The sequence below is a fragment of the Methylobacterium sp. ARG-1 genome (genome assembly GCF_001262595.1).
Taxonomy (GTDB): domain Bacteria; phylum Pseudomonadota; class Alphaproteobacteria; order Rhizobiales; family Beijerinckiaceae; genus Methylobacterium; species Methylobacterium brachiatum.
In genome coordinates, this window is record NZ_LHCD01000029.1 from 25,819 (window position 1) to 45,913 (window position 20,095).

At 68.7% G+C, this 20,095-nt stretch carries 22 protein-coding genes; 14 read left to right on the top strand and 8 right to left on the bottom strand.

Translation table 11 applies throughout. The features are described from left to right. Window positions 1-124 precede the first annotated feature (124 nt). Genes AKJ13_RS22410 through AKJ13_RS22415 form a run of 3 tightly spaced genes read left to right on the top strand, consistent with a single transcriptional unit; the run spans window position 125 to window position 2,007 of the window. A complete protein-coding gene (locus AKJ13_RS22410; protein ID WP_050735355.1) occupies window positions 125-1,387 on the top strand; it encodes a phosphoadenosine phosphosulfate reductase family protein in 1,263 nt (420 codons plus the stop codon). A 4-nt stretch (window positions 1,388-1,391) separates the two neighbouring features. Continuing rightward, a complete protein-coding gene (locus AKJ13_RS31525) occupies window positions 1,392-1,781 on the top strand; it encodes a hypothetical protein (RefSeq protein ID WP_144426341.1) in 390 nt (129 codons plus the stop codon). Further along, on the top strand, window positions 1,774-2,007 hold the full coding sequence (locus tag AKJ13_RS22415) for a hypothetical protein (protein ID WP_050735356.1): 234 nt from the start codon (window positions 1,774-1,776) through the stop codon (window positions 2,005-2,007). Before AKJ13_RS31525 ends, AKJ13_RS22415 begins: the two co-directional genes overlap by 8 nt. Before the next feature lie 16 nt (window positions 2,008-2,023). Here AKJ13_RS22415 and AKJ13_RS22420 read toward each other — a convergent pair whose 3' ends face one another. Further along, entirely contained in the window at window positions 2,024-2,245 is a 222-nt protein-coding gene (locus AKJ13_RS22420) for a hypothetical protein (protein WP_050735357.1), read from the bottom strand. Between the two features lie 65 nt (window positions 2,246-2,310). On the opposite strand from AKJ13_RS22420, the gene AKJ13_RS32770 reads away from it, so the two are divergent. Genes AKJ13_RS32770 through AKJ13_RS33300 form a run of 5 tightly spaced genes read left to right on the top strand, consistent with a single transcriptional unit; the run spans window position 2,311 to window position 4,456 of the window. Further along, on the top strand, window positions 2,311-2,781 hold the full coding sequence (locus tag AKJ13_RS32770) for a hypothetical protein (RefSeq protein ID WP_244471682.1): 471 nt from the start codon (window positions 2,311-2,313) through the stop codon (window positions 2,779-2,781). After that, window positions 2,778-3,131 (top strand): hypothetical protein, encoded by a 354-nt coding sequence (locus AKJ13_RS22425; protein WP_050735358.1) that lies wholly within the window; start codon window positions 2,778-2,780, stop codon window positions 3,129-3,131. The genes AKJ13_RS32770 and AKJ13_RS22425 overlap by 4 nt, the downstream gene beginning before the upstream one ends. Beyond that, window positions 3,128-3,613 (top strand): hypothetical protein, encoded by a 486-nt coding sequence (locus tag AKJ13_RS22430; RefSeq protein ID WP_050735359.1) that lies wholly within the window; start codon window positions 3,128-3,130, stop codon window positions 3,611-3,613. Before AKJ13_RS22425 ends, AKJ13_RS22430 begins: the two co-directional genes overlap by 4 nt. Beyond that, window positions 3,613-4,245, top strand: coding sequence for a DnaJ domain-containing protein (locus tag AKJ13_RS22435; protein WP_050735360.1), 633 nt, complete (start codon window positions 3,613-3,615; stop codon window positions 4,243-4,245). The genes AKJ13_RS22430 and AKJ13_RS22435 overlap by 1 nt, the downstream gene beginning before the upstream one ends. Next, complete coding sequence (locus AKJ13_RS33300; protein ID WP_050735361.1) at window positions 4,238-4,456, top strand: helix-turn-helix domain-containing protein; 219 nt, start codon at window positions 4,238-4,240, stop codon at window positions 4,454-4,456. Before AKJ13_RS22435 ends, AKJ13_RS33300 begins: the two co-directional genes overlap by 8 nt. Here AKJ13_RS33300 and AKJ13_RS22445 read toward each other — a convergent pair. Then, window positions 4,378-5,601: a site-specific integrase gene (locus tag AKJ13_RS22445; protein ID WP_050735362.1), complete on the bottom strand. Its 1,224-nt coding sequence runs from the start codon at window positions 5,599-5,601 to the stop codon at window positions 4,378-4,380. The two genes, AKJ13_RS33300 and AKJ13_RS22445, sit on opposite strands and share 79 nt — an antisense overlap. 410 nt (window positions 5,602-6,011) lie before the next feature. Here AKJ13_RS22445 and AKJ13_RS22450 point away from each other — a divergent pair, with 410 nt between their 5' ends. Continuing rightward, window positions 6,012-8,153 (top strand): tetratricopeptide repeat protein, encoded by a 2,142-nt coding sequence (locus tag AKJ13_RS22450; protein ID WP_050735363.1) that lies wholly within the window; start codon window positions 6,012-6,014, stop codon window positions 8,151-8,153. 711 nt (window positions 8,154-8,864) lie between these two features. Continuing rightward, window positions 8,865-10,055: a flagellin gene (locus tag AKJ13_RS22455; RefSeq protein WP_007568667.1), complete on the top strand. Its 1,191-nt coding sequence runs from the start codon at window positions 8,865-8,867 to the stop codon at window positions 10,053-10,055. Between the two features lie 66 nt (window positions 10,056-10,121). Here AKJ13_RS22455 and AKJ13_RS22460 read toward each other — a convergent pair whose 3' ends face one another. Both AKJ13_RS22460 and AKJ13_RS22465 read right to left on the bottom strand, forming a co-directional pair. After that, entirely contained in the window at window positions 10,122-12,440 is a 2,319-nt protein-coding gene (locus tag AKJ13_RS22460) for a Tex family protein (RefSeq protein ID WP_050735364.1), read from the bottom strand. A 75-nt stretch (window positions 12,441-12,515) separates the two neighbouring features. After that, window positions 12,516-12,752 carry a hypothetical protein gene (locus AKJ13_RS22465; protein ID WP_007568671.1) on the bottom strand — a complete coding sequence of 79 codons (237 nt, stop codon included), beginning with the start codon at window positions 12,750-12,752 and terminating at the stop codon, window positions 12,516-12,518. A gap of 384 nt (window positions 12,753-13,136) precedes the next feature. Between AKJ13_RS22465 and AKJ13_RS22470 the strand changes: the two genes are divergently transcribed. Further along, window positions 13,137-13,337 (top strand): hypothetical protein, encoded by a 201-nt coding sequence (locus AKJ13_RS22470; protein WP_050735365.1) that lies wholly within the window; start codon window positions 13,137-13,139, stop codon window positions 13,335-13,337. A gap of 72 nt (window positions 13,338-13,409) precedes the next feature. Here AKJ13_RS22470 and AKJ13_RS32325 read toward each other — a convergent pair whose 3' ends face one another. From AKJ13_RS32325 to AKJ13_RS22480, 3 genes are all read right to left on the bottom strand, one after another. Then, on the bottom strand, window positions 13,410-13,568 hold the full coding sequence (locus AKJ13_RS32325; protein ID WP_200905687.1) for a hypothetical protein: 159 nt from the start codon (window positions 13,566-13,568) through the stop codon (window positions 13,410-13,412). A 128-nt stretch (window positions 13,569-13,696) separates the two neighbouring features. Then, the gene (mdoH, locus tag AKJ13_RS22475) at window positions 13,697-15,838 is read right to left on the bottom strand and encodes a glucans biosynthesis glucosyltransferase MdoH (RefSeq protein WP_050735391.1); all 2,142 of its coding nucleotides are present in this window, start codon (window positions 15,836-15,838) and stop codon (window positions 13,697-13,699) included. Window positions 15,839-15,900: 62 nt separating this feature from the next. Next, window positions 15,901-17,481 (bottom strand): glucan biosynthesis protein D, encoded by a 1,581-nt coding sequence (locus AKJ13_RS22480; RefSeq protein ID WP_050735366.1) that lies wholly within the window; start codon window positions 17,479-17,481, stop codon window positions 15,901-15,903. A 158-nt stretch (window positions 17,482-17,639) separates the two neighbouring features. Here AKJ13_RS22480 and AKJ13_RS22485 point away from each other — a divergent pair, with 158 nt between their 5' ends. The 3 genes from AKJ13_RS22485 (at window position 17,640) to AKJ13_RS22495 (ending at window position 19,167) form a co-directional block, all read left to right on the top strand. After that, window positions 17,640-18,236: an HPF/RaiA family ribosome-associated protein gene (locus AKJ13_RS22485; RefSeq protein ID WP_050735367.1), complete on the top strand. Its 597-nt coding sequence runs from the start codon at window positions 17,640-17,642 to the stop codon at window positions 18,234-18,236. 134 nt (window positions 18,237-18,370) lie between these two features. After that, window positions 18,371-18,838 carry a PTS IIA-like nitrogen regulatory protein PtsN gene (gene ptsN, locus AKJ13_RS22490; RefSeq protein ID WP_007568683.1) on the top strand — a complete coding sequence of 156 codons (468 nt, stop codon included), beginning with the start codon at window positions 18,371-18,373 and terminating at the stop codon, window positions 18,836-18,838. Then, window positions 18,838-19,167, top strand: coding sequence for a hypothetical protein (locus tag AKJ13_RS22495; protein WP_050735368.1), 330 nt, complete (start codon window positions 18,838-18,840; stop codon window positions 19,165-19,167). Before ptsN ends, AKJ13_RS22495 begins: the two co-directional genes overlap by 1 nt. 81 nt (window positions 19,168-19,248) lie before the next feature. Here the strand turns inward: AKJ13_RS22495 and AKJ13_RS22500 are convergent, their stop codons facing one another. Continuing rightward, window positions 19,249-20,025: a YdcF family protein gene (locus AKJ13_RS22500; protein WP_050735392.1), complete on the bottom strand. Its 777-nt coding sequence runs from the start codon at window positions 20,023-20,025 to the stop codon at window positions 19,249-19,251. Window positions 20,026-20,095: the final 70 nt, after the last annotated feature.

A 20,095-nucleotide genomic window follows, 5' to 3' on the forward strand; every position in this document is an offset into this window, starting at 1 on the left:
TAGAGTTGGCGGCACAACCTGTATTCAAATTCTTAACTGCCGGCTTCTTCAACGGACTGCATTTTACGCTTAGCGACGTTTGTCTTGCCCAAGCTGTTTCGGGGAGTGGCGATGGGGTGGCGGCATGAGCGCGCGCCAGTCCGACCTCTTCGCAGCCGGCGCCGAGCGTCTAGTCTACGACGATGCCGTCGAGATGACCTTGATGTCACTCGCGCTGCATGGGCCGAAGCACGAGCACTGGGCCATGGCCTGGTCCGGCGGGAAGGACTCGACCGCGACGCTCACGCTGATCGTCCACCTGATCGAGGCCGGTCGCCTCGCGCCACCGAAGACCCTGACCGTCTACTATGCCGACACTCGTCAGGAGCTGACGCCGCTCGCGATCGCCGCGGCCGACGTCATGGCGCGGCTCGCCCGCTTCCCGTGGATCCGGCTGCGAGTTGTCACCGCCCCGCTCGACCGCCGCTTCCTCGTCTACATCCTCGGGCGGGGCGTCCCGCCGCCGAACAACAACACGCTCCGCTGGTGCACCCGGCAGATCAAGATCGACCCGATGGCGGCCGCGATCGAGGCGGACCTCGCAGGCCTGCCCGAGACCGACACGGTGCTGACGATCACCGGCGTGCGCCAGGGCGAGAGCGCGATCCGCGACAAGCGGATAGAGATGAGCTGCTCGAAGGACGGCGCCGAGTGCGGGCAGAGCTGGTATCAGCAGGTCCTGCCCGACATGAAGGGGGTCCGCGGGCGCCTCGCGACCCTCGCGCCGATCCTGCACTGGCGGGTCTGCAACGTCTGGGACTGGCTGCGGGTCTACGCCCCGATGCGGGCCTATGGCGGCTGGGCGACGGCGATGCTGGCCGACGCCTACGGAGGCGACGAGGCTGAGGAGGCGAACGCGCGCACTGGCTGCGTGGGCTGCCCGCTGGCGTCCCGTGACAAGGCTCTGGAGGCGGTCGTTGCGCTGCCGGCCTGGTCGTACCTGGCGCCGCTGCTTGGCCTGCGGCCGGTCTACCGTGATCTCCGGCTCGCCCGTAACCGGCTGCGCCAGCCCGGCGGCGAAACCCGCAAAGACGGGACGTTGGTGCCGAACCAGCAGCGCATGGGCCCGATCACCCTGCCGGCGCGTCTCGAAGCTCTCGACCGGATCCTCGCCATCCAGGCCGCCTGCAACGCCGAGGCTGACCGGCTCGGCCGGCCTCGCGTCGACCTGCTCAACGCCGAGGAGGAAGCCCGCATCCGCGAGCTGATCGCCGCCGGAACGTGGCCGCAGCGATGGACCGGTGACGAGCCAACTGCCGACGTGCCGCTCGATGCGATTTTCCCGGACGGGACTGTGCAGCCGCTCCTCATCGGGGCCAGCCCCGTCCCCCTCACCGCCGCGGAGTAGCCCCATGGCCGAGTCCAGCACTATCACGCGCGAGACGATCGAGGCGGCCGCCGAGCGATCACAGCCCATTTCCGGCGCTGAAGCTCAATCCCTTAGAAACGACATGCAAAACGCAAAGAAACATGCGAATGACAGAGAGCATGCCTTAATAAAACTATCGTTGCCCGCCTCAATTGCAATAAATTCATATCTCAGAGCAACGCCTTCGATTAACAATATTAAAGCGCTTGCGCTGATCAGCGCCCAGCGTAATTTCGTCATCGCCCGGTTCCAGACATATTATATTTCGGCCGGAATTACATTGAAAGCGGCCTTAAAATCGATTCAGGCGGATCAGGTTGCAGACAAATGTTGCATTTGTGCCGCCCTCGCGACAGGAGGCGCCCGTGGTTGAGCCAATCTTCACCGCCGCCGACCTGGCCTCCTGCGCCGAGCGCGAGCTTGCGCACCGTCTTCGGGCCTATCCACGAAGGGTCGAGGCCAAGCGCATGACGCAGACGCTCGCCGACCGTCAGATCGCGCTCATGCAGGCGATCGCGTGCAAGCTGCGTGCAGAGGCCGATGCCGAGGGTGCGAAGGGCGATCTGTTCGACAGCATGCCGGAGGCGCACCGTGGTTGAACTAAAACGCTCGGACTCAGGCCGAAACGCTGCCGGCCGTCTCGTGCACAACTTCGGCGGAGGCGCCACTCGGAAAGACCGTCACCAGACACACGCCTGCCGAAACGACGGCCAGCATGAGCAGCAGGAACAGCGCCTCGCGCAGTTCGGCCGCATGCCCTTCTGCCTGACGAAGCGCGAATGCTCCGGCGGCGAGCACGGCGATCATCACGATTGGCACGACGAGGATGAGAGGCATCGGGTGCTCCTGGCGGACACACAACGCCAAGCTGAACCACAAGTTGCTGCAGAGGCTCGCCGCTGATGGCCGCCTACAGCTTGAAGAAGCAATTCGCCCCGCCGAGCGTCGCCGGCACCATGTGGCGGCAGATTCAGGTTGGCCGGAAGCGCCATGCGCACCCCGGTGACCGCTTCCAATCAGTCGAGGAAAGTTACACCGACCTGATCAGCCTCACGCCAGATCAGTTCGGCTCGCAGCCTCGATCCGTGTTTCGGCACCAGCAGGTCGAAGTGGCTCGGTACGATGGCTGTACTGGAAAAAGCCAGCCGGGCCCCGTTTCGGGACATGTCGCGGATCAAGCAATCGACGACACAATAGCTGGCATCGAAGGAGATCTTTCCGGCCAGATATGTCCGCCTGCGGTGCAGTTCTCGACGTTCAATAGACATGGACGCTCCCAAGACGGGACAGATCGCGCTGTACACCATTCGTTAAGCAACCTAGGGGCCGCGCTCGCCCCGGCCGACGCGCTCGAAATCGCGGGGGCGGCATGACGAAGCGAGCCCCGAAGCCCCTGCCGCCGCCGACCGACGACGAGCGCCGCCAGGCTGGCGAGGCTGCCCGCGCAATGCGGGCCGCGATCGCCGACCCAAACCTCGTGGGCGCCAAGAGCGTCGCGCACATCGACTTTGCCCGGCCGCGCCGCGGCGAGTGGTGGGAGACCTGGGCGAACCTACCGGGCCTCGTCCGGGTGAACGGTCCCCGCGGCCACTACTGGCATACCCTGCTGCCGGGCTGGACCTACGCCCGTTCGGAGATCCGGTCCGAGATGATCCCGGACCTTGAGGCGCTGGCCGAGCACGGTGTGCGGCCGACCGAGGCGACGAGCGGGAGGGCAGCATGAACGCGACCGACGACGCCCTGGAACTCCAGATCAGCAGCCACATGAGGAAGCCCATGTTCGTCGTGTTCGACCTCGACGGCACGCTCGCCCTGACCGAGCACCGCGCGCATTTCCTGAACCGGCCCGGCCGCGAGAAGGACTGGCGCGGGTTCTACGCCGCTTGTGACCAGGATCAGCCCTGCCACCCGATCATCCGCACGTTGCTCGCGCTCGACGCGACCGGCGCGCAGGTCGAGATCTGGTCTGGTCGCTCCGACGAGGTGAAGGACAAGACCACTGTGTGGCTCGCCGAGCACGGGCTGGGGCACATCCCGATCCGGACGCGCGCTGCCGGCGATCACCGGCCCGACACGGTGCTGAAGGCCGAATGGCTGGACGAGGGACGCACGCCGGCTCTGGTCTTCGAGGACCGGGCGTCGATGGTCGCGATGTACCGGGCCCGGGGCATCGTCTGCTGCCAAGTCGCGCCGGGGGATTTCTGATGACCCAGGCCTATCCGCTTCAGTGGCCGCAGGGGCGACGTCGGACCCCCGCGGAGCTGCGCCGCGAGGCCAAGTTCCGCAAGGTCAAAGACGATCAGTATGGGTGGCGCTCGCAATACCATCTGTCCATCGACGACGCAGTCGAACGGCTGGAGACGGAGCTGAGCCGACTCGGCGCCACGCTCCCGGTGCTCAGCACCAATTTCGAGAAACGACTGGACGGTCGGTTTCGGGCGAAGCAGCCGAGCTCTGACGATCCAGGGGTGGCGGTCTATTTCGTCTTGGACGGGCAGCCACACTGCCTGCCGTGTGACACATACCTCCGCACGGCCGACAACATCGCGGCGATCGCCGCGCACATCGAGGCGACCCGCGCCATTGAGCGGCATGGTGTCGCCTCCGTCGCAGAGATGTTCGCGGGATTTCGCGCGCTGCCGGCACCGGGGGCAACGCCCTGGTGGCAGGTGCTCGCTGTACCTCTGAGCGCCAGCGCCGAGGAGATCGAGGCGGCGTTCCGGAAGCTGGCGCGCGAGCGGCACCCGGACCGGCCGGGCGGCTCGCATGACATGATGAGCGAACTGAACCGGGCGCGTGATGCCGGGCTGAAAGAGCGGGGTGGAAGCAATGGGTGAGGCGATCCAACCCCTGGCCTACAGACCGAAGGATGCCGCGGCGGTGCTCGGGGTCAGCCGCTCTACGATCTACCAGATGATCGCCGAGGGGCAGATCGCGGCTCGGAAGCTTGGGACCGCGACGGTGATCCCTCACTCCGAGCTGGCGCGCGTGCTCGACGGCGCCGCGCTGTCGGCTGCCACGAAGGCAGCCCAGGCGTCCATCAAGTGACGGCGCTTTTCCAAGGCGTCGCCCCGCCGATAGGCGCGCTCGGTCTCGTCGCCGACGAGATGCGCGAGCGCGGCTTCGGCGAGGTCGCCCGCGAAGTCGGTCTCTTCTGTCACCCAGTCGCGGAACGATGATCGGAATCCGTGCACGGTGTAGCCGTTCGGATCGGTGCCGCGCAGGAACATCGCCAGCGTCATATCCGAGAGCGGCGTGCTGGCCCGAGATGGGAACACCAGGTCCGAGGCCGTAGCGCCGTCCGGCAGGACCGAGGCCAGGATAGCTAGCACAGGCGCCGAGAGCGGCACGCGATGCTGCCGCCCGCCCTTCATGCGCTCAGCCGGCACAGTCCAGAGCGCTCCGGCCATGTCGATCTCGCCCCAGACCATGCCGCGGGTCTCACCCGATCGGGCCGCTGTGAGGATCGTCAGCCGTAGGGCGAGCGACGAGTAGCTGGTCCGGCCGGCCGCCACCGCCGCGTAGAACGCCGGCACCTTGGCGTAGGGCATAGCCTTGTGGTGGCCGCGGGTGAGCTTCCGGGATTGCGGGAGCAGCACGTCGAGGTGCCCGCGCCATCGCGCCGGGTTCTCGCCGCGCCGGTGGCCGCCGACTCTGGCCGCGTCCAGCACCCGCTCGATGCGCCCGCGGATCCGCCGCGCCGTCTCGGCCTTCTCGTGCCACATGGGCCTGAGCACCGCGAGCACGTCATCCGTGCCGATCGCTGCCACCGGCATCGTCCACAGGCTCGCGGCCTGGACCTCGAGGGTTTGCCGCCACTGCGCTCGGTGGATCGGGCTGCGCCACGTCTTCTCGCGGTCGGCCATGTAGGTCTCGGCCACGTCGCTGAACTTGACCGGCGCCGGCGGGGGAGGGGCCGTTGCCGCCGCAGTCTTCGCCTCGATCGGGTCGATGCCGTCGGCGATCTGCGCTCGGGCGGCCGCGGCGAGCTCGCGTGCCTTTGCCAGGGGGACGACACCGGCCGAGCCTAACCCCATCTCGCGCCGACGCCCCGGCATGCGGTAGAGCAGGACCCAGCGCTTCGATCCGCTCGCCTCGATCACTAGGTACAGCCCGCCGCCATCGGCGTGTCGGCCTGGCTCCGTCAGCGACTGGACCTTGCGCGCCGAAAGCCGGTTGATCTCGCGCGCCATTCCACCCCACCAGCTACCCCACCATTCGACGCCGATTGCAGCGGACGGGGGCGAACACCGATGGAATTTCTGGCCGCCAACGGCCTCGGATCGCAAGGGAAAAACGACAGCGGTGGACGCCGGCGGATCGGAGTTCGACAGACACCCCTTCCGCCAGATCAGAACACGTCGAGGACGAGCGGCCGCCACATCTGTGGAAGACAAGGCAGCCGCCGCGGGCCGGGCGTAGCCGCTGACCGCGTGTCCAGCATTCGTGCTTCGGAACACGTCTTCGGCGCTCCGGCATCACGATGCACGGTCGATCGGCCGGGTGTCCGAGCGCCGATGATACCGCTGATAACCCAAATCCCCACGAATTTACCGGCCCTTAACGCTGCGGTCGCAATCTCCGCGCGACGGGAGGGCGCGGAATGCTCGATCAGTATGGCGGGCGGGCAAGCGGCGCCGCGTCCGGTGGGGCTGCGATGCGCAGCTTGGCCAAGGCACGGGACCATCGGGCCAGCGGTCGATTCGACCGGGCCGAATCGACCCTGCGGCGGGTGCTCGGCACCGAGCCCAACCATCCCGAGGCGCATTACGAGCTCGGCCAGATCGCGGCGCGCCACGCCCCCGAGAAGGCCGTGACCCATTTCGTCACGGCCCTGCGGGGCGCGCCCGAACGGCCGAATTACTGGCTGGCCCTGGCCACCGCGCTGCTCGCCGTGGAGCGTTTGCCGGACGCGCGCGCGATCCTGGAGCGCTACAAGGCGCAGAGCTTCGGCCCCGAGGCGCAGCCGCTGAAAGCGGCCTTTCTGGAGAGCACCTTCGCGTCTGCCCAGCTACGCTACGATCGGAGTGAATACCGCTCGGCGGAGGCGCTGCTCGACCTCGTCCTGTTCCTCGACGAGACCCACGCGCACGCCACCTATCTCGCCGGCGCCATCGCGGCTCGGACGAACCGGCCCGAACTGGCCTATGACCTGATCAGCATCGCGCTGTACCGCGAGCCGAAGAACCCCCTGTTCTTCAGCGGCCTCAGCACGGTCCTGACCGATCGCGGCGACTACGACAGCGCCATCTCCGCCCTGGAGAAGGCCCTCGAATTCGATCCCGACCTCGCGATGGCGCATGCCAACATCGCCGGGGTCTATCAGCGCCGGTTCCGGTACGGCGAGGCCCTGCGCCACGCCGAGCGGGCCATCGTGCTGGAGCCAGGCAATGCCGGCGCCCACAGCAACCGCGGCAGCGCCCTGCTGGCCCTTGGGCGTCTGGGCGAGGCCGTGGAGGCGTTCGACCGGGCCCTGGGCCTCGATCCCTCCAAGCTGTTCGTCGCCTCCAACCGTCTGTTCGCCAAGCTCTACGCCGCCGACATCCCGCACGCGGAATACGCCGCCGACGCCCTGGATTACGGCCGCCGCTATGCGGACCCGCTCTTGCGCCGTCGCCCCTTCGCCAATGATCGCGACCCGGAGCGCAAGCTGCGCGTCGGCTTCGTCTCGGGCGATCTATGCAACCACGCCCTGGTTCGCTTCTTCGAGCCGTATCTGCGTGCCATCGATCGGGACAGCATGTCGGTGCTGGCCTACATGACGCATGCGAGCGAGGACGCGTTCTCGCGGCGGTTGAAGCCGCTGTTCGACGGCTGGCACAATCTCGCGAACCTCGACGACGACGAGGCGGCCGACCGGATCGAGGCCGACGCCATCGACATTCTCGTCGACCTGTCGGGCCACAGTGCCGGCAATCGGCTGCTGGTGTTCGCGCGCAAGCCCGCCCCCGTCCAGGTCACCTGGATCGGGCATCCCGGCACGACCGGACTGGCCGCGATCGATTACCGTCTCACCGACGCGATCACCGATCCGCCCGGCCTCGCCGAGCCCCTGCATGCCGAGCGTCTATGGCGCCTGCCGCGGGTCACGGCCACCTATGCCGGCGTCGACAACCTGCCGCCGGTGCGGGAGCGGGCGCCCTTCGAGGATGAAGGCCACATCACCTTCGGCTGCTTCAACCGACTGACCAAGGTCTGCGACGCCGTCCTTACGACCTGGGCGACCATCCTCGAAGCGGTGCCGGAATCCCGGCTGTTCATGGTGGTGGGCGACATCGGGACCCCCGAGGTCCGCGAAGCCGTGGAAACCCGTCTGACCGCGGCCGGGCTGCCGCTCGACCGGGTGATTTTCCAGCCGCGCGTCAACACCGGCTACCACGAGCTCTATCACCGGGTGGATATCGCCCTGGATCCGTACCCGTATAACGGCGGCACGACGAGCTACGACACCCTGTCGATGGGGGTGCCGTTCGTGACCCTGCGCGGCGGCCATGCGGCGGCGCGCACGGGCGTCTCGGTGCTCACCGCGATGGAGTTGCCGGAGCTGATTGCCGACAGCGAGGCGGATTACGTGGCCATCGCCCGGGATCTGGCCCACGATCGCGATCGCCTGCGCACGGTCAGGGCGGGGCTGCGCGAGCGCTTCTATGCCAGCCCGCTCATGGACCATGCCGGCCTCGCCGCCGATGTCGACGCGGCGTTCCGCGCGATGTGGCGGAACTGGCTCTCCGAGGGGCAGGTCTGAAGCGCCACTCGGTGCGGCATGCAGAAACCGGCGCCCGCCGCCGACCGAGATACCGATTCGGCGGCCACGAGGCCGTCGATTCGAAGACCGGGCAGCGGGTCCGTGCGGGCTCAGCACAACGTACGGTTCCTCATGTCCGCGCGCTTGTCGTCGGGGTCAGCGAGAGGTTTGAAGGAGCCATCACGGATCGCGTGGCCGGCAGAAGCACGCTTTCGGGGCTCGGCGATGCGGGCACTTCCAGAGGGAGGGTGCTCGCCTAGGCGGGGTGCCGCTTCGGTTCCGGAGCGAGCCCCTGTCGCGTCGTGCGGTAACGCCACCGGGCGCGGCTCTGGCCGAACGCTCGCTCATGACCGGGCGCGGATCCGTGGCGGAACCGTTTGATCCGAACGTCCGGCCCGCTGAGACTGGCAATATTGACTGTTCACATTGATCTGTGAACGATCAGGTGCGTGAATGGAAGTCGCAACTGCGAGCATAGCTCCTATCATGCGATGCGTTGTTTTTGCTTGCTTTGAAATAAAGTGCCTGCTTTTTTAATATAACTAGATGATCATCAATTCATGTATTGTTATGAAATCATAGAAACAACTTGTTAACCACGTTTGCCGAACGCCTTTTTTCGGCTATCAAATCAATATCTCGGCAAGCCCTTGGGTGATACATCGCCGGAGCCGCCAATAAGACGGCTTCTCGATCAAAAGGATCGTTCCGATGTCTTCCAGCGTCACCCTCACCGCCGCCACCCGCCAGAACCTGCTCTCGCTGCAGGATACGGCTTCGCTGACCGCGACCACCCAGAACCGGCTCTCCACCGGCCTGAAGGTCTCGTCGGCGCTCGACAACCCGGTGAGCTTCTTCACCTCGCAAGCTCTCAGCCAGCGGTCCGGCGACCTCGGCAACCTGCTCGACGGTATCTCGAACGGGATCCAGTCGATCCAGGCCGCCAACCAGGGCATCACCTCGATCCAGAAGCTGGTCGATCAGGCCAAGTCGGTTGCCAACCAGGCGCTGTCGACGCAGATCACCACCACCGGCACCGCCTCGACTGCCTACAGTGCTGCATCCGCCAGCACGGTTAACCTGTTCGTCAACGGTGCGGCCACCAGCGTCGCACTGGCAACGACGGACACGCTCGACGGAGCTCTGACCAAGCTTAACGCTGTTGTCGGCGCCGGCAGCTTCACAAAGAGCACGGACGGCACCAAGATCGTGATGAACGCGTCTTCGGACGTGGAATTTGCATCCGCGGGCGACCAGACGATCCTGGGCTTCTCGGCCGGTACGGCCGCGTCGGGCCCGACCTACGGCACCACCACCGCAGTCGGTCAGAGCTCGGACCTGAGCGTGTCGGGCGTCACGGCCCGCGCGACGCTCGCCTCGCAGTACAACAGCCTGCTGACCCAGATCGATCAGCTCGCCGGCGATTCGAGCTTCAACGGCACGAACCTGATCAACGGCAAGGGCGACAACAACAACCTGACGATCAACTTCAATCCGAAGGGCAACTCGAACCTCACGGTCACCGCGACCGACGAGACCTCGAGCGGTCTCGGCCTGACGTCGATCACCAGCACCTCGACGAAGACGTCGACGGTCGGGCAGGGCAACTTCCTGCTCAACGCCGACATCAACACGACCCTGAACAAGCTCACGACCGCATCGAGCCAGCTGCGGACCGACGCTTCGACCTTCGGTTCGAACCTGTCGGTGGTGCAGAACCGTCAGGACTTCAGCAAGAACCTGATCAACGTGCTCGATACCGGCTCGTCGAACCTGACGGCGGCCGACCTCAACCAGGAGGCTGCGAACTCGCAGGCCCTGTCCACCCGTCAGTCGCTGGGCATCTCGGCCCTGTCGCTGGCAAACCAGGCCCAGCAGGGCATCCTGCAGCTGCTGCGCTAAGCGTCAGAAGCATCGACGTCGGAACGGCCGGGGCCTCGCCCCGGCCGTTTCTTTTTGGCCCGGGGCTCAGCTGCGCCGGGACGACGGCGCTCCCGCGCGCCGGAGGGCCTCGGCGAGGGCACCTCCGCTGGTTTCCGGAACCGGCCTCGATTGCGCGTGGCGCGGGTCGGGCGCCGGTTCGCGGGAGCGCCGCGGCAGCGCGCCCGGCTCGATCGGGTCGTCGAGCCGCATCGACAGGCCGATGCGCTTGCGCGGGACATCGACGCTGAGGACGAGCACCCGGATGACTTCGCCGGTCCGGACCACCTCGGCGGGCGAGGCGATGCGCCGGCGGGCCATGGCGGAGATGTGGACGAGGCCGTCCTGGTGGACGCCGATATCCACGAAGGCGCCGAACGCCGCGACGTTGGTGACCACGCCTTCCAGCTGCATGCCGGGGCGCAGGTCGCCGATGGTCTCGACGCCCTCCTGGAAACGCGCCGTCTGGAAGGCCGGGCGCGGATCGCGGCCGGGTTTCTCCAGCTCACCGATGATGTCGCGCACGGTCGGCAGGCCGGAGCGCGTATCCGTGAAGGCTTCGGGGGAAAGCTGGTTCAGGGTCGCGCTATTGCCCAGCAGCACCCGGATGTCGCTCTTGGTCGCCTGAAGGATCCGCCGCACCACCGGGTAGGCTTCCGGATGGACGCCGGAGGCGTCGAGCGGATCGTCGCCGCCCTGGATACGCAGGAAGCCCGCGGCCAGCTCGAAGGTCTTGGGACCGAGACCCTGTACCTTCTTGAGCGCCGCCCGTGTCCGGAACGGGCCGTTCGCGTCCCGGTGCGCGACGATCCGGTCGGCCATCGACGCGCCGAGGCCCGAGACCTGCGCGAGCAGGGCAGGGGAGGCGGTGTTCACGTCGACGCCCACGGCGTTCACTGCGTCCTCGACCACCGCCGAGAGCTGGCGCGACAGCTTCGTCTCGCTGACGTCGTGCTGGTACTGCCCGACGCCGATCGATTTCGGGTCGATCTTCACCAACTCGGCGAGTGGATCCTGGAGCCGGCGGGCGATCGAGGCGGCGCCGCGATGGGACACGTCGAGATCGGGCAGCTCCCGCGACGCGATCTCCGAGGCTGAGTAGACTGAGGCGCCGGCCTCCGAGACGGTAACCTTCGCGAGCGTCAGGTCCGGATTGGCGGCCAAGACCTCGGCGGCCAGCCGCTCGGTCTCCCGGGAGGCGGTGCCGTTGCCGATGGCGATCAGCTCGACCCGGTGCTGGCGGCAGAGTCGGCTGAGGCTCGCCACCGCCTCCTTCCAGCGCCGCTGCGGCTCGTGCGGATAGGTGGTCTCGACCGCCACGATCCGCCCGGTCCGGTCGGCCACCGCGACCTTCACGCCGTTGCGGAAGCCGGGATCGAGCCCCAGGGTCGCCCGGCCGCCGGCGGGGGCGGCGAGGAGCAGGTCCTTCAGGTTGCCGGCGAAGACCTTCACGGCCTCGTCCTCGGCCCGCTCGAACAACCGGGTGCGCAGATCCTGCTTGATCCCGGTCCGGATCTTTGTGCGCCAGGCGGTGCGCACGGTCTCCATCAGCCAGGCATCGCCCGGCCGGCCCCGCGCGGCGATGCGATGCCGGCTGCAGATCGCGACCTCGAACGGTCCGGGCCGGCCCGGCTCCGAATCCTCGCCTTCGGCGGTGAAGGCGACCTCGAGGATCCCTTCGCGTTCCCCGCGCAGGATCGCGAGGATTCGATGCGACGGCATGCGCTCCAGCCGCTCGGACCAGTCGAAGTAATCCGAGAATTTCGCGCCCTCAGCCGCCTTGCCCTTGCGGACTTTCGAAGCGAGCTGACCGATCCGCCAGAAATCCGCACGCAGGCGACCGACCAGATCGGCGTCCTCCGCGAGATGCTCGATCAGGATCGCCCTGGCGCCGTCCAGGGCGGCCTCGATGTCGGCGACCCCCTTCTCTTCGGACACGAACGGCGCCGCGGCGCGCTCGGGCGCGACCTCGGGCTTGGCGAGCAGCACCTGGGCCAGCGGCTCTAGGCCGGCCTCCCGGGCCGTCTGCGCCTTCGACCGGCGCTTGGGCTTGTAGGGCAGGTAGAGATCCTCGAGGCGCGCTTTGGTGTCGGCGGCGGCGAGGGCGGCGGCGAGGTCCGGCGTCAGCTTCCCCTGGGCGCGGACGCTCTCGACGATGGCGGCGCGCCGGTCGTTGAGGTCCCGCAGATAGGCCAGACGCTCGTCCAGCTTGCGCAACTGGGCGTCGTCGAGACCGCCGGTATTCTCCTTGCGGTAGCGGGCGACGAACGGGACGGTGGCGCCGCTGTCGAGCAGCGCTACGGCGGCGGCGACCTGCGCCTCTCCGACCCCGAGTTCCTCGGCGATCAGCGCGTTCACGGATGTCATGCGGGCTCCGGCAGCGAGGGGCGGGGCCCTGCCATAGCCACCGGACGCTCGGATGCAAGGCGCCGGCGGTGCCGGTCAGTCGTCGCGCTCAGGCTCGTCGGCGGATTTGACGGAGCGGGCGAAGTCCAGGACGCGCCGTCTCTCCGAAGAGTTTTCGAGGGCGAGCCACAGACGGAGCAATTCCTCGGCGTCTGCCAGGCGGTCGGGCGTCGTCTCGCCGAAGAAATCCTCGGTCGAGCAGCCGAGCGTCCGAGCGAGGTTCTGGAGCGTCAGGCGCGACCGTTCGGCCGAAGATTCGCTGCCATTCGCCATGTATTGGGTCCGATTCGTCGACTCAGCAAGCGATGCCGCACAGATATCCGCTGAACAGTCGCAGCTCATGATGGACGAGAGATCCGGTCGGACCGATCGCCTCCGGGTTGCTTGGCCTGGAGCGACGCGCGGGCCGAGAGGCGCCGGGGCTGCAAAGCGTTGCAACGCGCCCGCGTTCCATCGCGCCGGGATCGAACCGATTCGGGCCGTTACGGTCAAGGTGCGCGGCGAAACCTTCCTTCGTCTGTACGGAATCAGACCATCGAACGGTGAGGGTGTGGACCGGCATCAGCGCCGCCTGAACCCCGCACCGCGCGGGCGTCATCGCCGTGTCACCGGTGGGTGCTCGATTCTCTGCAACACGTCCTGGATGGCGAGAAGCCCGTGCGCTTCGAGATCCGCGCCAGCAACCGGTCGCACTGGTCCTGGGTGCTCGTGAACGAGACCGAGGAGACGGTGGTCGAGTCCCGGCGCGGCTTCCCCTCTCGGGCGCAAGCGACGGCGGCCGCGATGGCCTTCGCGCAGCTGGTCGCCCGGGCCGGGCGCAATCTCGTGGGTATCCCGCGCGCTGGCGGCTTTCTCTAGGACGAAACGGCCTCAGAACTCTCGCAAGAGGCCGTCGGCGCCATCCCGTGCAGACAAAGCCGCGTGGAGCGCTCAGGCCCGGTGCCGCAGCAATCCCATCACGCTCCAACAGGCGATGAAGCAGCCGACGCCCATGGCGCCGAGGCCGCTGATGGTGCGCACCGGCTCGCCGCGAGCCAGCACGATGGCGATGGCGAGGGGCAGAAGCAGGAACGCGAGCAGCAGGGTCATAGAGAGCCTCCTTCGGGCCAACCGAATCTAAAGCCCGATGGTTAATCACTTCTGTCAGCGGCCCGGGTTCGACCGCTTGAGCCGACACAACCCGCCGCCGAACCGGCATCCCCCATCGACAGTAAGCGCTAGTTCAACCGCGCCAGCCGGTCGAGGAGCGCGCGGTCGTGCAGCAGCGCCATGCGTTCCTTGGGCGAGAGCCAGGCCCGGGCTTCCGCCACGGTCTCGGCCTCGCAGATCTTGGCGGTTGCCAGGGTCTGGTCAGGATCGATGGCGCCCCGGGGGCGCGACAGCCCGACCGGAAGCATGCGGGCATGGGCTTCGGCCAGGGCCGGGTCGGCGTGGAGCGCTTCGAGGGCGTCGGTATCGTCAAGGCCCTGGGCGGCGTTGCGGGCCGCGAGGGCACCGGCCCGGAGGGCGATCTCGGGCGGGGTCGCCTCCTCGGGGGTGGCGAGCAGCAGGCGGCGCTTGAGGGCGAGGCCGAGGCCAAGCTGGCCGCTCGCCCAGGAGATCGGGATCGCCAGCACCAAGCCCAGGATCGTCGGGCTCATCCACAGGAACAGCGAGGTCGCGAGCGCGAAGGCCGCAATCCCGGCGACGAGGCCGAGCGCGGTGTGCCAGCGATGGCGGGCGACGATATCGCGCATCGGGATCGAGCCGTCGTCGCGCCGCTGCGGGTTCCAGCCGGTGTCGCGCCCGAGCAGGATTCCCATCACCGAGCCGGACTGAATCACCATCGCCACCGGGGCGACCAGGGCCGAGAGCAGGATCTCGACCAGGCTCGACAGGACCAAGCGACCGGCGCCGCCGCAGGCCCGGCGCACCGGGCCGTCCAACAGGGCCAGGATCAGGCCGAGGACCTTCGGGGCCAGCAGCACCGCCATGGTCAGGCCGAACAGCTGGAGCGCGCGGACCGGGTCGAACCGCGGAAAGACCGGCGAGAACCCGGCACCGCCGAAATAATCCGGCCGCTCGGTGGCGGTCTGCAGGACCAGAAGGATACCGACCACGAGCTGGCAGAGCCAGAGCGGGGAGGCGAGGTAGCCGGCGATGCCGGTGGCGAAGTGCTGGCGGGTCGCCGCGTGCAGGCCGGCGGCACCGATCACCCGTGCGTGCTGGAGGTTGCCCTGCGCCCAGCGCCGATCGCGCACCGCGACGTCGATCAGAGAGGGCGGGCTCTCCTCGTAGGAGCCCGGCAGGCGGTGCAGCATGTAGACCGCCCAGCCCGCTCGGCGGATCAGGGCCGCCTCGACGAAATCGTGGGACAGGATGTGGCCGCCGAAGGGCGGCTTCCCGGGCAGGTCCGGCAGGCCGCAGGATTGCGCGAAGGCGCGGGTGCGGATGATGGCGTTGTGGCCCCAGTAATTGCCGTCGCGGCCCGACCAGGCCGACAGCCCGGCGGCGATCACCGGCCCGTAGATCCGGGCGGCGAATTGCTGGAGGCGGGCGAACAGGGTGTTGCGGTTGATGATCAGCGGCAGGGTCTGGATGATGCCGGCATCCGGATCGGCCTCCATGGCGGCCGCGAGCGCCACGATCGCCGGGCCGCTCATCAGGCTGTCGGCGTCGAGCACCAGCATGTGGTCGTAGTGCCCGCCCCAGCGGGTGACGAAGTCGCCGATATTGCCGGACTTGCGGTGATGGTTCTTGGACCGGTGCCTGTAGTAGAGGCGGGCGACGGGGCCGAGGCGGTGGCGCAGGTCGAGGAAGGCCCGCTCCTCGGCGATCCAGGCATCGGGCTGCGTTGAATCGGAGAGGACGAACCAGTCGAAATGGTCGCCGAGCCCGGTGGCCTCCACAGCCTCGCGCATGGCCTCGACGCCCGCGAAGGTCCGGGCCGTGGCCTCGTTATAGACCGGCATCAGCACGGCAGTGCGGGTGTGGAGCGCGGTCGGGACCGGGTCCGGCCGTCTCCGGCGCAGCAGCAGCGCGAAGCCGAGCAGGCCGCTGGTGAAGGCCAGCGCGATCCACGAGAAAGTCAGGCAGAACAGCACCACCAGGACGAGCTGGAGGGCGGTCGGGCTGCCGGAGACCGACACGGTCTCGACCATCTGCCAGCCGCCGTAGCCGGTGAGCGCCAGAGCGCCGCCGAACACGAACAGCCGGGCCGCCCAGGGGCTTCTCGTCTTGCGCGCCGGCCGGTGGGCGGCCGCGCGATGCCAGGCCGAGAGGTCCTGCACCGGCATCGCCAGGGGCGCCTCGGGCGGCATCGCGGCTTTCGTCTCGGGGCGCGCGGCGCCAGCATCCGGGCGGAATGCGGGCGGCGGCAGGGTGGTGGTCTCGTCCAGGCGCACGGTCGGGTGTGATCCTCGGGGTGATGGGCGGATAGGAATTACGGGGTCCAGCGGAACAGCCAAGTCTCGCTGGCGCGGTCCTGACCGCGCCGGAGCCCGAGGCGCAGCTCGCTCGCCCGCTCGCTGCCGGGATCGAGCTCGAACAGCACCCGCAGGGTCCGGCGCTCGGGGTAGTGGAACCGGTCCTGCCGGGTGATCGTCCCGGCCGAGGCGCTGAGCGCGACCTCGATCTCCTCGGGCCGGGCCAGCCCATCGCCCTGGAAATCGACCGCGAACAGGCGGCGGGTGCCGGTGCTGCCACGGCCGCAGCGGCTGTCCTTCACCCGGGCGAGCTCGGGGGGCAGCGGATCGGGCCAGCCCTTGGACCAGTGCTGGCGGCACAGGAAGCGCATCTCGCCGCCCTTGGTGAGCTTCGCTTTCGGGCGCCAATAGGCGAACACGTTCTCGTTCAGCTCGGAATCGCTCGGGATCTCGAGGAGCGTCACCGCGCCCTCGCTCCAATCGTCCTGCGGCTCGATCCACAGGGACGGGCGCTGCTCCCAGTGCCGGCGGTCATCCTCGAAATCGTCGTAGGCGCGGGCGCGCTGCATCAGGCCGAAGCCCTTCGGACCCCGGTCCAGGAAGGCCGAGACCTGCAGTGCTTCCGGGTTGTGCACCGGGCGCCAGATCGGCTCGCCGTAGCCGTTGCGGATCGACAGCCCCTCCACCGAGAAGGCGGCAGCGCGTAGGTCGTCGACCTTCTGGCGGTCGAGCGGGCCGAACAGGTAGCTGCCCTGCATGCCGCCGAGCCCGATATGGTCGAGCTCGGCCCGGGCGAACACGGTGCCGTCGATGCCGGCGACGGAAGCCTCCCGACCCGGCGTCAGCGTGAGCTTGAACGCGGCCGTCGCCGATTCCGATTCGACCAGTGCGTGGACGACGATCGGTTGCCCGGGGGCGGGCGCTTCGATGAACAGGGCCCGGAACAGCGGGAATTCCTCGCCGCGGGAATCGGCCGGCCGCAGGGCCAGCGCCCGGGCGTTGATGCCGAAATCCTGGCCTTCGGCGACCAGGCGGAAGAACGAGGCGCCCTGGAACAGCGCGAAGTTCGACACGTCTCCGCCGTCGCTGAAGCGCGCCCTCAGGCGGAAGCCCGAGAAGGCGGTGTCGGCGGTGAGCTCCGGCAGCGCGATGTTGGCGGCGATCAGGCTGTCCTTGTCGTAGGCCAAAGGCTGGACCCGCCCGTTCTCGACGGTGAACAGCGAGACCGGCGTGTCAAAGATTGAGCCGCGCAGGAGCGGCTCGATCTCGTAGCCGAAGTCACGCCCGGCCCAGACGGCGCGGCCGGGCACCGGATGGATCGCCTCGTAGGCATCCCGGGACAGGCCCTTCAGCACCGCCGGCACGTCGTCGGTCCGGGGCGCCGCGTAGGGCGCGGCGGCGCGGGCCCGCGCGATGTCGGCCAGGGTGTTGGCCTCGAACGGCGCGCCGGCGCCCGGCAGCGTGGTCGCCGGGTAGGTGCCCCGATCCGGCTCGGCCGCGCGCGGGATCGCCGGCAGGAAACCCGCGGCGGTGCCCACGGCTCCGGCCAGGACGGCGCGGCGGGTGGGAACGGCGGCGGATCCGGCGGCGGTGGTCATGCGGGCCTGCGTCTCAGAGGGCGGAACGGTGCCTGTATACCGGGAGACCGGCTGAACCCAGGGTTAAGCGACGCTCCGGACGGAACGGGCGTGCCTCCGTTGACTTCGCGCAAGCCGGCTCTCTAATTCCAGGGACTGAATCGCACGGGGGAGGCAGCATGGGATCGTTGCGGGTCACGGGCCACGGCGTGGATCTCGGAGAGAGTCTGCGCGGCCGTATCGACGAGCGGATATCCGGAACGCTCGACAAATACCTCGACTCGCACATGAACGTTTCCTGCACCGGCCACGTAACGCTCAGGCGCGACGGAACCGCGTACCGGACGGGCTGCGTGCTGCATCTCGCGTCGGGCCTGACCATCGAGGCGGTGGGCGTGTCCCACGACGCGCGGTCGAGCTTTGAGCAGACGGCCGACAAATTGGAGACGCGCCTGCGTCGCTACAAGCATCGGTTGAAGCAGCACGCCAGCGGTCCGAGCGAGGCAGCGGCAATCGAGGCCGCCTACGCGGTGTTCGCCCCGCCGGACGAGGTGGACGAGGACGAGCCCGAGGACGGCGATGCCCACCCGCCGATCGTCGCCGAGAGCACCAAGACCCTGCAGCGCCGGACCATCGGCGAGGCGGTGACCGCGCTCGATATGACGGGATCCCCAGTGGTTGTGTTCGTCCACGCTGGCACCGGGCGCGTCAACGTCGTATACCGGCGCAGCGACGGTGCGATCGGCTGGGTGGACCCGCCGGGCGCCGTCGACTGACGCGTGTGGGCCGGGAGGAACGGAGCCGGAACCGGCCCGTTCTCCGGCCCATTGATAGTCAGGGGCGCCGGACAGGACGCCCCTGCGACGAGGCCCGCTCCGACGCGGACGGGCGACGGGGCAACGGTCGATCGATGCCAATTTTGGAATTCCTCGACCCCGAATCGGTCGTGCAGTCCCTGCGCGCGCGCGCCAAGAAGCAGGTGCTTCAGGAGCTCGCCGCGCAGGCGGTGCGCCGGCTGCCGGCGCTCGACGAGCGGCCGGTCTTCGACACGTTGCTTCAGCGCGAGCGGCTGGGCTCGACCGGGATCGGGGAGGGCGTCGCCATCCCGCACGGCAAGCTGCCGGGTCTCGACCGCCTGTTCGGCCTGTTCGCGCGGTTCGACCGGCCGATCGATTTCGAGGCTCTCGACGGTCAGCCGGTCGACATCGCCTTCCTGCTGCTGGCGCCCGAGGGCGCGGGGGCCGACCATCTGAAGGCGCTGGCCCAGGTCGCCCGCGTCCTGCGCGAGCCCGGCATGCTCACCCATATCCGGGCCGCCCGCGATGCCGGCGCCCTCTACGCGCTTCTGACCCGCTCCACGGCACCCCAGGCCGCCTGATGCCGACGGTGTTTCGTCTCGCCGCGAGCCTCACGATCCTCGTGAGTCTGTCCGGAATCGCGCGGGCACAGAACGAGGCGACCTGCGGGCGCGATGTCTTGGTGGCCCAATCGATGCAGCGCCAGGCCCTCGAACAGCTGGAGCAGGCCGACGGCGACGACGCCAAGAACTGCCGCGTCTGGCGCCGCCACGTCGACACGATGCGCCGGGTCGCGAGCGTCTACGGCCGATGCCTCTCGGGCTCGGAGCGCGCGCAGCGGCTCGCCCAGGTGCAGGGATCCGACCGGGAGTTCTCCGCGGCGATCAAGGCACGCTGCGGCGGGCCTTGAGGCGGCACTGACCGCCGGACCGCGCGTGAAGCTCTCCCATCCGCGCGCTCATCCTGAGGGTGGAAGGCCGCGGCCAGATTCTCAATCGATGCCGCGCATCATCAGCGGCTCGGCGACCATTTTCACCGGCTTGCCTCGGCCGATCAGGATCGCCGCCCGGGAGCGCTCCGGGTCGTCCTCGAAGCGGGTGCGCACCCAGCTCGCCAGGAACTTCACGTATTCGGATGCGAGGAGCTTGGCCGCGGGCGGGCTCTGCCACCAGCGGTCGGCGTCGAGCCCCTCGGTGACGACCGGATGCGGCAGGATGCGGTCACTGTCCTGGAGGGCGTGGTCGAGCTCGATCAGGGTGCGCGGCATGTGGTAGTTCGAGGTCACCACCGCGACGGTGTTGAAGCGATGCGCCCGCATCCAGCGGCGGGTCTCGATGGCGTTGCCGATCGTGTTGCGCGCCCGGTAGTCGAGATCGACGCAGCAATCGATCAGGGCGCGCTGGGTCGGGTTGAGCCGGGCGATCTCGTCGCGGCTGGTGCGCTCGTTGACGCCGGTGATGAGCAGGCGCCGGCCGTAGCCGCCGGCCAGGAGGTCGATCGCGTCGCCGATCCGCTGCGCCCCGCCGGTGAGCGCCACGATTCCATCGGCCCGGTCGGCAGGGCTGCGCTCGTGGCGCGCCAGCGTGCTGACGAAGACCAGGAAGCCCGCAAACAGCGCCAGGGCACCGAGTCCGGCGCCGAGGCCACAGGCCCACAGGGCAAAATGGCCGCGCGGCCGGTCCGCCGCAGGGGCGCGGTGCGGATGCGCCCACTCGTGCCAAGCCCAGCCCAGGGCGTCGGTCGGGTCGGGTGCCGGTGCGCGTTGCATCCGCGTGGTCATCCTCCGGAGGATCGGCGTCGAATGCGGCGGCCCGGAGGCAGCACGATCGGCCCCCTCC